General features: G+C 44.5%; 13 protein-coding genes. All 13 read right to left on the reverse strand.

The window, feature by feature from the left end:
- Nucleotides 1-13: 13 nt before the first annotated feature.
- Nucleotides 14-1255: a chemotaxis response regulator protein-glutamate methylesterase gene (locus tag T525_RS0111595; protein WP_027407312.1), complete on the reverse strand. Its 1242-nt coding sequence runs from the start codon at nt 1253-1255 to the stop codon at nt 14-16.
- 11 nt (nt 1256-1266) lie between these two features.
- Complete coding sequence (locus T525_RS0111600; protein WP_037325641.1) at nt 1267-1947, reverse strand: flagellar brake protein; 681 nt, start codon at nt 1945-1947, stop codon at nt 1267-1269.
- Nucleotides 1948-1982: 35 nt separating this feature from the next.
- Nucleotides 1983-2891, reverse strand: coding sequence for a MinD/ParA family protein (locus T525_RS0111605; protein WP_027407314.1), 909 nt, complete (start codon nt 2889-2891; stop codon nt 1983-1985).
- A 5-nt stretch (nt 2892-2896) separates the two neighbouring features.
- Nucleotides 2897-4501: a flagellar biosynthesis protein FlhF gene (flhF, locus tag T525_RS0111610; protein WP_027407315.1), complete on the reverse strand. Its 1605-nt coding sequence runs from the start codon at nt 4499-4501 to the stop codon at nt 2897-2899.
- Between the two features lies 1 nt (nt 4502).
- Nucleotides 4503-6578 (reverse strand): flagellar biosynthesis protein FlhA, encoded by a 2076-nt coding sequence (gene flhA, locus T525_RS0111615; RefSeq protein ID WP_027407316.1) that lies wholly within the window; start codon nt 6576-6578, stop codon nt 4503-4505.
- Between the two features lie 35 nt (nt 6579-6613).
- Nucleotides 6614-7750, reverse strand: a complete 1137-nt coding sequence (flhB, locus tag T525_RS0111620; protein WP_027407317.1) for a flagellar biosynthesis protein FlhB — start codon at nt 7748-7750, stop codon at nt 6614-6616.
- Nucleotides 7713-8495, reverse strand: coding sequence for a flagellar biosynthetic protein FliR (gene fliR, locus T525_RS0111625; protein ID WP_027407318.1), 783 nt, complete (start codon nt 8493-8495; stop codon nt 7713-7715). The genes flhB and fliR overlap by 38 nt, the downstream gene beginning before the upstream one ends.
- A 19-nt stretch (nt 8496-8514) precedes the next feature.
- On the reverse strand, nt 8515-8784 hold the full coding sequence (fliQ, locus tag T525_RS0111630; RefSeq protein ID WP_027397519.1) for a flagellar biosynthesis protein FliQ: 270 nt from the start codon (nt 8782-8784) through the stop codon (nt 8515-8517).
- 11 nt (nt 8785-8795) lie between these two features.
- Nucleotides 8796-9545, reverse strand: coding sequence for a flagellar type III secretion system pore protein FliP (gene fliP / locus T525_RS0111635; protein WP_051533606.1), 750 nt, complete (start codon nt 9543-9545; stop codon nt 8796-8798).
- A gap of 21 nt (nt 9546-9566) precedes the next feature.
- Nucleotides 9567-10124, reverse strand: a complete 558-nt coding sequence (fliO, locus tag T525_RS0111640) for a flagellar biosynthetic protein FliO (RefSeq protein WP_072031658.1) — start codon at nt 10122-10124, stop codon at nt 9567-9569.
- Nucleotides 10124-10486: a response regulator gene (locus tag T525_RS0111645; protein ID WP_027397516.1), complete on the reverse strand. Its 363-nt coding sequence runs from the start codon at nt 10484-10486 to the stop codon at nt 10124-10126. Before T525_RS0111645 ends, fliO begins: the two co-directional genes overlap by 1 nt.
- Nucleotides 10487-10614: 128 nt before the next feature.
- Nucleotides 10615-11883: a flagellar motor switch phosphatase FliY gene (gene fliY / locus T525_RS0111650; protein WP_027407321.1), complete on the reverse strand. Its 1269-nt coding sequence runs from the start codon at nt 11881-11883 to the stop codon at nt 10615-10617.
- Nucleotides 11876-12883 (reverse strand): flagellar motor switch protein FliM, encoded by a 1008-nt coding sequence (gene fliM, locus T525_RS0111655; RefSeq protein WP_027407322.1) that lies wholly within the window; start codon nt 12881-12883, stop codon nt 11876-11878. The genes fliY and fliM overlap by 8 nt, the downstream gene beginning before the upstream one ends.
- Nucleotides 12884-12913: the final 30 nt, after the last annotated feature.

Consider the following 12913-nt stretch of genomic DNA (forward strand, 5'->3'; position numbering starts at 1 on the left):
CCCCCTGATTAGCTTATTTTCTAACTGCGTTCATAATTGCTTCTGCTATGTTCTGGACGGGCAGGACCTCGTCAGACAAACCAGCATCCACAACGGCCTTTGGCATCCCATACACTACACAGGTCTCTTGGGACTCTGCTATAACGTATCCTCCGGCCTTTTTGATCTTCTTCATTCCAGCGGTGCCATCACACCCCATACCGGTTAATATGACGGACACCACATCACCGCCGTACTGGGCAACAGAATCAAACATAATATCTACTGCCGGGCGATGGGCCGCCAAAGGTGGGTTCTGATTCAGTGAGATTACTCTTTGTGAACCGTTACCAGTGATCTCCATGTGATAATCACCTGGAGCTATGTAAACACAACCCGGTAAAATTGGCTCCATGTCCTCAGCCTCCTTGACCTTCACCTGGGACATGTCATCCAAACGCTCCGCCAATGATTTGGTGAAGCCAGCGGGCATATGTTGTACTATTACCATGCCACACGGCATATCGGCCGGCAGCTTGGGAACAACATACTGCAAAGCCTTGGGACCGCCAGTGGAAGTCCCCAAAGCAATGAGCTTACGTTCTCCAGAAGCACCTCCATGTGCCTGACGCATTTTTAGGTATGGATTATCCCTCTTTGCAATTTTCTCCGTAATAGAGCTATGATGGGATAAAACAGAGGACGTTCTGGAGGTTGCAGTCACGTGAGACACAGGTTTCAAGCGGCTTGCAACGACTGAGGAGGAATTAATCCCCCGATTAGGTGTAGTTACACCTTTTCTTTCAAGTATATTTATTCGCTTTAAATTCGCTGCTTCCTGCTTTTTTCCTAGAATATTCTCATTATTTACAATTTTTTTTACTTTCGCAGTTGCCGCACTACGACTTTTTTCCAGAATTTCATCCTTAATGGTGTCTATTCGCGATACTGATCCGCCAGCTTTAGTGATAAAATCTACCGCCCCAAGTTGTAGAGCCCTAATGGTTTCATCAGCATCCTTTTTGGTCAGGCTGCTAATCATAATCACAGGTGTTGGACATGCTTCCATTATCATTTCCAACGCCTGCAAACCATTCATAAGCGGCATATTTACATCCATGGTAACCAAATCAGGCTTCAATCTGGAAACCAATTTTACCGCTTCACTTCCGTCCGAGGCAGTAGCCACCACCTCAAAATCAGGAGCCGTTGTAAATAAGTCTGACAGAACCTTTCTCATAAAGGACGAATCATCAGCTATTATTACGCGAATCATACCGACACCCCCTAAATTTTCTCAATCCCCTTGGCTAATCCTCTCCGTTGCAGATCAAAAATAAATTTTATTAGACGGTTTTGGACGTTCCTGTCAATGGACAAAAACTCCGTACCTATATGATAAACTTTTTCGCCGTTTACATCAATTTCAGCGCAACGTGCTACCCGGCACATGAGCTGCAAAAGGCCAATATTAGGTATATCATCCAATTCGATAGCTATCTTGCTATCCACAGCCAGAGGTCGTTTAAAGGCAACACATATACCGCCGCCACTTAAGTCAACGGTACTGGTAAGGACCATCTGCTCAAGAGCCCCCTCCTTGTCGACAGGACGCACTACCACCGGCAAAGTGGCTTTTACGCGAACAAATTCACGATGCTGGGCCTTTTCCACATCCTCGGGTTTACTGATATACCACACCGGAATATTTTCTATGCCTTTATCCATAAAGACACCACGGAAAATATAGAAACAGCGCTCATCTATAACCTTGCAGATAATGCTGGTGCCTGTTTCCGGTATCAAAGGACGATGCTTATCATCCACAGGCATAGCCAGAACCATGTAATCGTCTTTTATGTCCTCGATTCTGGTGTTATAGAAACGGGTATCATCCATGAGAGATACCTGGGCCCTTTGCCCATATTTCAGCACCTTACTGGCTTTGACAATTTCTGCTTTCCTCATAATTTTTCCTTTCCGAGTCAAAAGTCCAAGAAGCTTTACTTCCTAAACAGCTTTCTCAGGAATCCGCGCCAACCAAGTTTTATCTTCTCCTGGCGTCCATTTACGAGACCATTGGCAATAGATGTTATACATCTTGCGGCTAAGGCATCAGGATGCCCAGACAATATAGGAACCTGAGATCTTACCGACTTTACCATCATCTGATCATCATATATATATCCAAGGCACTCTACGTTAAGTTTAAGGAACTTTTCTGCAGTCCTTGATAAAGTGCCGACCACTTCACGTATCTCCGGCTCGTCAATAACCCGATTTACGATAAGCTTAAGATTTGGATTCTCGGTTGTTTTGCTGTAGCCCTTCATAACGGCATACGCATCAGTTAATGATGTTGGTTCAGGGGTGGTGACCAAAAGCACCTCATCAGCAGAAACGATAAAGTCAAGTACATTCTTGCCAATACCGGCCCCCGTATCCACCAATATAATATCAGCCCAATCCGCACAGTCCTCCAGCTTGGAGAAGAGTATATCCCGCTCAGTTACTGAAAGCTCTCCTGCGTGCTCCATTCCTGATCCGCCGGAAATATAACTAACCCCATACGGGCCTCTGAGCAGGACATCCTCCAGTGCCACATCCGGATCCAGCAAATTCATAAGATTTACTCTGGATGAGGTACCCAACAAAATATCCACATTGGCCATACCCATATCTGCGTCAATTATAATTACCCTCTTGCCCATGTTACCCAGGGCAATGGCCAGATTAACTGTAAGATTTGTCTTTCCTACGCCACCCTTGCCACTGGTGATGGCAATGGTACGTGGCCCTTTGGATTCCGCCTGTTGTTTTGTTTTTTTCTCGGTCGCCTGGGTATTTGGCGGATCGGGATAAGTATTCTTATCCCCCACCAGACGACGGAGATTTGCTGCCTGATCGTTCATAATTCTTACCTCAGCAGCATTTCTACCAGCTTGGAATAGCTGGCCGGAGTAATATCATCTGGAACGCTCTGTCCATGGGTAACATAGGACAAAGCAATCTTTTTCTTGTAAAGAAGATTCATAATAAGTCCTAAAGAGCTTGTCTCGTCTGTCTTGGTAAATATAATCCTTTCAGGCTGACAAGGCATAAACCGATTCAGAATTTCCTCAGCATCCCTATTCTTTGTAGTAGAACTAAGTACAAGATGTTTTTCAATATCCTTGTTGGCCTTAAGAAGTCCCATCAGTTCCTTCATCTGGAACTCGTTATACTGACTTCTTCCGGCAGTATCAATAAGAATAAGCTGCTTATCAGAATGTTTTTCTATAGCCTGCTGCAATGCCTCAGGAGAATATACGATCTCTATAGGCAGGCCCAAAATATCTGAGTAGGTTTTCAGCTGCTCAACTGCAGAAATACGGTATGTATCAGCAGTTATGAGTGCTGCACTTACACCCCTTTCCAGAACAAATTTAGCGGCAATCTTGGCAAGAGTTGTGGTCTTACCAACACCTGTTGGGCCAACAAGGGCCACAATTTTAGGTTTATCAGAATAAAGAGTAATACCCGAAGCCACCCTAACCGTCTTTTTAAGAAATTTCTCCAGGGAACGATGGGCCTTTTCGGTGGTTTTGCCTGCCAATATCTCCGCCCCGGAAAGTCGGCGAACCATGTCCTGAATTATTTTTTCATCAATATCACATTCACGTAAAGCCTGCTGAAGAGAAATCTCCTCATTTTCAGTTGCCCTTGCCTTGCCCATACGGGCCAGCATTTCCTTCATTTCATCCAGTTCATTCTGCAGGGATTGAATGGTTTCCTGGTCATCCTCGACCTGTTTTGCAGCCTTTGCAAAGGCTTCTTCCTTGGCAGTTATCTCTGCCAAAGCTGCTGTCTCTGCAACAGCAACTTCAACAGACTTGACAGGCTCAGGCTTTTTTTCCATGGGCTTAATTATTCGGCTCACGGTAATCAGGTTTTCATCTGCCTTGGATACGCCGGATGAATTTGGGGCAGTCTGGACGTTTCCATTATCTGCCGCCTTTATGCGGTCAAGGGAAGACAAAATATCTTCAAAAGATGACTGTATCTGAGGTCCCTGTGCATTACGGCCGCTGCTCTGAGCTGCACTTTGGCCAGCATCATACTGGGCCGCCTTTAACTGTGCATTATCTACGCTAAACTGAGTGCCAGCTGTCTGATATTGGGAAACCGCAGCCTTTCTGGGAATAATTGGAGGAACCATTGGTTCCGATGCCGATGTCCCCTTAGCAGTTACCGACTTTGGTACTGCTGCAGCCCCAGTCTTTGCTCCACCAGGCTGTGCTGTCTGTGGTGTCTTAGTGGCACGGGGAGCAGATTTTTTTTCTGGTACTCTCTTTACCGGTTTCTGCTGTGGCTCATCCTCCACCGCAGCGATAACTTCGACGACTTCCTTGCTGCCAAAGCCAAGAAGACCGCCTTTTTTTGAACGAGTTGTATGTAATATAACAGCATCTATACCCAATTCAGCCTTAACATTGGCCATGGCTTCCTTCAGTGTCGGTGCCTTAAATGTTTTTATTCTCAATTTAGATCTTCACCACCCCAATAATCTGTATTTCTACAGTTTGTTCTATCTCTGCATGGGACAGAACTATAATCCCAGGAACGGACCTTTCAACCAATTTTCTAAAATACAGGCGCACAGTTGGGCTTGTAAGGGCTATTGGCTGATACCCCATGTCCGTCAGCTTCTGTAACTCTCCTCCAAGTGAAGTCAATATCTTCTGCATGGTATCCGGGTCAAGACTTACGTAGGAACCACGATCGGTACGCTGAACAGCACCAGCAATACGATTCTCGATGGTAGGATCAAGAGTGATACATGTTAGCTGATTATTCTGGGTATATTGCTGAGTGATTTGTCGAGACAAAGCATGTCTAACATACTCAGTTAAAATCTCAGTATCCTTGGTGGCACGGGCATAATCCGCCAATACCTCCAAAATAGTAGCCATATCCCTGATGGAAACTCTTTCACGCAGGAGATTTGCCAATACTTTCTGAATTTCACCTACGTTCATAAGATCAGGCACAATTTCGTCCACAAGGGTTGAATTTGTCTTTCTTGCATTATCAATAAGGTTCTGGGTCTCCTGACGACCGAGTATTTCATCAGCATGAGCCTTGATAACCTCTGTAAGATGGGTTGCCAAAACTGATACGGCATCAACAACTGTATAACCATTCAACTCAGCCTGCTCACGGGACGCTTCCGGAATCCAAAGTGCTGGCAAGCCAAAAGCAGGCTCCTGTGTTTCGATTCCCTGAATTTCCTCAAACACAGTTCCTGAATTCATCGCTAAGAAGTGGTCTAGTAATAATTCGCCCTTTGCTATCTCAATTCCTTTAAGTTTTATTATATATGCATTAGGTTTTATCTGAATATTATCGCGAATACGGATGGTAGGAACCACCAAACCCAGTTCCAGAGCACATTGACGCCTAATCATAACGATACGGTCCAAAAGGTCACCGCCCTGGCCGGTATCAACAAGAGGAATCAAACTGTAGCCAATTTCCAGCTCCATGGGGTCAACTTGCAGAAGTGAAACAATATTTTCCGGTTTTGTGGCCTCGGTTTTGCTTTTTTCCTTTTTCTGCACAGTGGCAGTTTCCTCCACCTGCTTTTGCCCCCGTGTCTTCTGATAACCAATAAATGCACAGACCGCAGCCAAAATACTAAATGGCAGACCTGGCAGACCTGGCACCAGTGCCAATGCCAAAAGCACTCCGGCGACAATGAAGAATACCCGGTCATGGCGTCCCAACTGAGTAACCAAATCGTGACCCAAATTATCGTCAGAAGCCGCACGGGTAACAATAATACCAGTTGCAGTGGAAATCAAAAGGGCCGGAATCTGGTTAACAAGGCCCTCACCTACTGTTAGCAAGGTATAATTGGAAAGTGCCTGTTCAACAGTCAAATTCCTTTGTACCATACCAATTACAAATCCGCCGGTTATATTAATCAAAATAATGATGATGGCCGCAATGGCATCACCTTTAACGAACTTACTGGCACCATCCATGGCACCGTAGAAATCAGCCTCGCGCTGAATCTTCATTCTACGCTCGCTGGCCTCGGCATCAGTAATAGCACCCTGGTTAAGGTCAGCATCAATGGACATCTGCTTACCGGGCATTGCATCCAGTGTGAATCGCGCGGAAACCTCGGCAACTCGCTCGGCACCCTTGGTAATAACGATAAACTGAATGATAATCAGAATTATGAAGATAATGAAACCTACTACTGCATTACCACCCACAACGAAATTACCGAAGGACATAATAACCTCTCCGGCATAACCTTCAAGCAGAATAAGTCGCGTGGAAGATACATTCAGGGCCAGCCGAAACAGGGTAGTTATCAGCAAAAGGGACGGAAACACTGATAAATCCAGTGCCTCAACATTATATATAGCCGCCATAACTACGATAAGGGCCAGTGTTATATTCATACACAACAGCAGGTCCAACAGCATGGTTGGCAGCGGAATAATCATCATAACAACTATGGTAACAATACCCACTGCTACCATTACGTCACTGTATTTAGTTATAAAACTGCCCTTCTCCTGGGCAGCCGTTTCGGGAGCAGCCATAGTTGATAATCTCCTAGTATATTAAAAAGCAAATCTTAAGCGTAATATCTGGTTTTTCTCTTTAGCCTGTAAACATAAGCCAGTACCTCAGCCACAGCCTTGTAAAGCTCCTGAGGAATGGCGGAGCCGATTTCCACGGCGGCAAAAAGAGCTCGTGCCAAAGGTTTGTTTTCCACAATGGGAACCTTGTTTTCTCTGGCGATAGCCTTAATCTTTTGGGCAACCAAATCCTGTCCCTTAGCTACAACAATAGGAGCAGACATGCCAGACTGATATCTTAAGGCAACAGCAAAATGTGTAGGGTTGGTAACGATTACGTCAGCCTGAGGAACCTCCTGCATCATACGGGCCATGGCCATCTGACGCTGTTTCTGACGAATCTTGCCCTTAATCTTAGGGTCACCTTCCTGTTGCTTGAATTCTTCCTTTACTTCCTGCTTGGACATTTTCAAATCCTGCAGATTCTGCCATTTCTGATAAGCAAAGTCCAATACCGCCATCACTATAAACACGCCAATTATCTTAAAGGCCAAGAAAAATATAGTATCCGACATTTTATTGAGACCTGCAAAAATATCCATATAAATTAACTTCGGAATCTGAAAAATCTCATCCGAAAGATAGGTGAGAATAAAATAACCTATTATAATAATCTTGAACAGTGATTTAATAAGCTCCACCAAGGAACGCTTGGAAAACATTCGCTTGGCACCATTAATAGGATTGAGCTTGTTAGGATCAAAGCTGATTGTTTCTGTGGAAAAATTAATACCTACCTGGGCCAGATTCATGGCCAAACCAATAATCATAATAAAGACCATTAGTGGAATGGATGTCTTGGCCAAAAGAATTATCATTCCTATAAACATCTGCATGATAGATTCCTCATTTATGTCAACATTCAAATTGCCATAAATATAGGTGGAATAATTCATAATCTCTGCCACGGCATTGCCACCGAGAATTTTAAGAACCATAAAACCAGCCAACAATACGAAGGCTGCGTTTATTTCCTGACTTTTACCTACCTGACCTTTTTTGCGGGCATCAGCCTTACGCTTGGCAGTTGGCTCCTCTGTTTTTTCTCCGGCAAAAAGCTGCAGGTCAAATTGGAAAAGTGGTTGTCTATATTTTCTATTGTATTGCCCGTAAGGCGATGGTGATGTTTCCATACATCTCATTGAACAACACATCCAAAAACATTATATAAAATGGAATTACAATAGCCAGGGTAAAGGTACCAATCATTATCTGCATCGGAATACCTACAACAAAGATATTCATCTGAGGCATTGTTCTGGCCAAAATACCCAAAGATACATTTGTCAGAAGTATGGCAAAGGTAATTGGCATTGCAATCTGTACGCCTGTTAAAAAGATATTAGCGGTAAAATCTATTATTAAATCTGTAATGGCGGCATCATAATGTATACCCACCATTGGTATGGCATCAAAACTGCGGATAAGAGCCGCTAGCAGCATATGATGGCCGTTTGTAACCAAAAATACTATCATGGTGAGATAGTAAAGAAACGTACCAATCAGCGGATTCTGCTGCCCTGATGTAGGATCCATTTCATTTACCACCGCAAAGCCCACCTGCATGTCCATTATCTTACCTGCCATGGTAACGCACTGAAGGCATACATAACTCACAAAGCCTATAAGCCAGCCCACAAACATTTCTGAAAGGACTGACAGGGAATATGCAAACAATGACATGGGTGCCTCAATGGGGTAGTTCTGGTCTATCACCGGAAACATAACAAGCGATATGGCAAAGCAAGCACCGGCCCTAAAATATATTGGTATATTCTGACTGCCATAAAATGGTGCTATCAGGAACAGGCCACTGAGCCGCGTCATCATTAACAGGAAAACAGCGGCATGATTTTGCAATAAATCAAAAAAATCCACCTATTTTACCTCATTGAATCTAACCTATATAAATTGGCAAATTTACAAAAACATTTGTAAAATATTCCACCATAATCCTGAGCATCCAAGGGCCAAAGATCAATATAGCCACAAATACAGCCACAATCTTCGGAATAAAGGCCAAGGTCTGCTCCTGAATGGAGGTGGTGGCCTGAAACACGCTGACCATAAGACCAACAGCCAAGCCAAGGCCCAGCATCGGGGCAGAAACCAAAAGCACAACTCTCAGTGCCTCCTGGGCCATCTGTATAACGAGATCTCCTGACACTTAATCATCCCCTAATGAAAACTGATTATCAAGGACTTTATCAGCAAGTGCCATCCATCCACCAGAACGAACAGCAATATCTTAAACGGCAACGAAATCATTACCGGCGGCAGCATCATCATACCCATGGACATGAGGGTACTGGCCACAATCATATCTATTACAATAAATGGTATATAAATCATAAAGCCCAGCTGAAATGCTGTCTTTAACTCACTTATCATAAAGGCTGGAATCAACGTGAAGGTGGATACATCCTCAGGTCCGTTAGGACGTGGGGCATCAGCCAAATTTACAAACATTGCCAGATCAGCTTCTCTGGTCTGTTTGAACATAAATTCCCTTATTGGCTCCACCACATTATCCAGGGCTTCCTCCTGGGTTATCTGCCCAGCCATATATGGCTGGAGGCCATTTTCATAGCCCTGGTTCCAGTAAGGTGCCATTATGTAGAATGTAAGAAATAAGGATAATCCTATAATTACCATGTTTGGCGGTGTTGTCTGTGTGGACATGGCGTTACGCAGAAATCCAAGTACAACAACAATCCTAATAAAGGCTGTAGTCATTATCAGAATTGAAGGTGCGATGGATAAAATGGTCAATACCGCCATGAGCTGCAGAGTCACTGCAACATCCTGAGGATTATCCGAAGATCCAACATCAATATTCACATTAGGAATAAGAGGTGCCGCACTGGCATCCCCTGCAAATAAAAAAAAGAAAAGCAGGCTTCCTCCTACAAAGAGTAGCCGCTGCAGCTTTGTCAAGCCTCACAACCCCTATCTTCTGCGATTAAAACCATCACGGATAAACGAAGGAACCCTCTTGGTCAGCTCATCCAGGGATGATAGCTGGCTGGCAAACATTCCCGTATCTATAGGCTGAATTGTTGACAGTCTCCTTAGCCGTTCGATTTCTTCAGGATCAGTCACTTCGCCTAACAAGGTAACCTGCTGGTCCGTAACACCCAACATCAATATTTTTCCTGCCAGCTCAACAACACATACTGATTTATGTGGCCCCAAAGGTAAGTGCTCCAACATCCTGCCACCATTATTATTGATGCTTTGACCAAATCTTCCGCCTAAAAATTTAGACGCAAAATATGCCATGACAACCACAAAGGCAAATACAACCACAAGGCTGATAATATATGCCAATGTCGACCACCATGACATTTGAGAAGGTTTTGGATCAGCATTCTCATATCCAGCTAAATAGCCACCGCCACCTGCTGAATCGGCTGCCGCCAGACAATCTGGCGACAGCACTGATAACACCAATATAAAAATACATAGGACAGATGCCATGGAGCAGAAACGTCTCCAGTCAATCATCAGCCAACTGCTTTACGAACAGCTTCAAGAACACGGTCTGCCTGGAAAGGCTTTACGATAAAGTCACGGGCACCGGCCTGAATAGCCTCGATAACCATTGCCTGCTGGCCCATAGCGGAGCACATAACAATCTTTGCGTTAGGGTCAATCTTTCTGATTTCCTTAACTGCGCTGATGCCGTCCATTTCTGGCATGGTAATATCCATAGTGGTAAGGTCCGGCTTCAGCTCCTGATACTTCTCAAGTGCCTTGGCGCCATTTTCTGCCTCGCCAACTACTTCATATCCATTCTTGGATAAAATATCTTTTACCATCATTCTCATGAATGCCGCATCATCAACTACTAATACTCTTACTGCCATTTGTCATCTCTCCTCATTAAATATTCTCATATTCTGAATTGAAATTATACTTACCTTAATATACTTCTAATTATATCTTAATCAACGAGATTTAACAAGTATTACTGTTTTGTAACGAATCTATGGAATTAAAGGCTCTGTACCCTTTCCATCGGACTTACAATTTCCGTAATACGAACGCCAAAGTTCTCATCAATTACAACCACTTCGCCCTTTGCTGTAAGCTGCCCGTTAACGTGAATATCAACAGGTTCACCGGCAAGCTTGTCCAGCTCGATAATGGATCCAGTGGAGAATTCCAAAATCTCTTTAATAGACTTCTTGGCACGTCCCAATTCAACTGTAACCTGTAATGGAACATCCTGAATGAGGCTGATGTTTGCGGTATTGGCCACGGTAGGTTCGTTGGTCAACGGGGCAAACTGTGCGCTCTGTACTGGAACTCCGGCACCCACCACAGCGGAATTTGCATACTGTGCCGGCGGAGCGTACATTGGCTGTGGCGCAGCCATCATCTGAGGTGGTGGCGGTGCCATTGGTGCCGCCTGAGGTGGTGGAGGTGGAGGTGGTGCCGCTGCTGGAGCTGGTGCAGGAGCAGGCGCTGCCGCTGGGGCAGGTGCTGCTGGTGCAGGTGCAGGAGCTGGCTCCGGCTCTGGCTCTTCCTCTGGCTGTGCTCCGCCATTCATGAGGAACTCAACCATTTCCTTGGCCACATCTACTGGAAGTATCTGCATAATCTCACTATCGATGAGACCATCCACTTCCATTCTAAAGGATATTTTTGCCACAGGCTCACTCTGGCTGAGGAGTTCACTTACTTCGCTGTTTGGCTCCATGCCGAAGTCAACCAGATTAACCTTAGGTGGTGAAATATCGATTTTTTTGTTGAACATGGTAGACAATGAGGTAGCAACTGTACCCATCATCTGGTTCATGGATTCACCCACTGCACTCATGTGAATCTCAGTGAGTTCCCCCGGTGGGTTAAGTCCATCGCCACCCATCATCAAATCAGCAATGATGGAAGCATCCTGGGCCTGAATAGCCAAGATATTGTTACCATTGATACCAATAACGTAACCTACCTCAACTACCAGATAAGGCATCGGATATTCATCCTTGATGATCTGCATGGTAGCCATGGAGACAGTAGGAGTAGTAATATTTACCTTATGTCCCAAGAGCACCGACAAGGTTGTTGCCGCGCTCCCCATGGAAATATTACCAATCTCTCCTAATGCATCTTTCTCTATATCTGAAAGCATGCCATCAACATCTGCTCCAGCATCGGAAGGAGCCGGTGCCGCCTCTGCAGGCTCTGGATCACTGCTTTCGGAAGATCCACCGCCGCCGTTCATCAGCGCATCGATCTCCTCCTGTGTAAGCATATCACCCATTAGTGCCTTCATCTCCTTCCGTCTTAATCAATTTCGTAATCTGCACAGCAGATCTTTTGCCGGAGGTACCCGGCCGACACAAAAACTTTGTGTCACTTCCTATGATACATTTCAGCTCGTCATTAACCTTGGTATCCAGTTGTAAAACATCACCATAGCTTAATGACAGGAATTCACGAACTGAAATATCGAATTGTCCCATTTGAACTATCACAGGAACCTTGGTTTTCCTAAGTTTTTCCTTGATAATATCAGTATTTTCCGGGTGTTCTTCCCTGCTGACATTGGCAGATACCCAGAAGGTCGTGGTCAGCTTGGACATAATAGGTTCAAGCACAAGATAAGGAATACAAATATTCAAAAAGCCTTCCACTGAACCAATCTGTGTCTTAAGCGTAATAATAACAACCATATCACTAGGTGGAACAATCTGGGCAAACTGGGGGTTCGACTCCATTGCCTCCATCTTAGGATTAAACTGGACAACATTGAACCATGCTTCCCTGAGATGCCCCAAAGCCTTGTCAAAAATTCTCCTGATAACGGCCTCCTCAATCTCAGTGAGGACACGGGACTTAATGGTATTATCTCCCGGACCACCAAATACCCGGTCTATAATTGAAAATGCAATACCGGAATTCATCTCCAAAATGATATTTCCCTTAAGGGGTGGTACTGCCAATATTCCAATAACACTAGGGTTTGAAAGCGATTGGACAAATTCCTGATATGTCAACTGCTCAACGGACACAACCTCTACTGATACCAGCGCACGCAAGTACGTGGACAAGTATGTATTAAAAAGTCGTGCAAAGTTGTCATGCAGCATATTTAGTGTTCGAATCTGATCTTTAGAAAACTTATCTGGCCGCTTGAAGTCGTAAGTCTTAATCTTTTTCTGATTTTCTTCCTTCTTCATTTCCTCAGCGTCAGCTTCACCTGAAGCGAACTGGGCCAATAGTTTGTCTATCTCAGATTGTGAGAGTACATCATCTGCCAAGCTTCATCCCCCTTTCCTTCTCAAGATATA

The organism is Anaerovibrio sp. RM50 (assembly GCF_000622005.1).
Taxonomy (GTDB): domain Bacteria; phylum Bacillota; class Negativicutes; order Selenomonadales; family Selenomonadaceae; genus Anaerovibrio.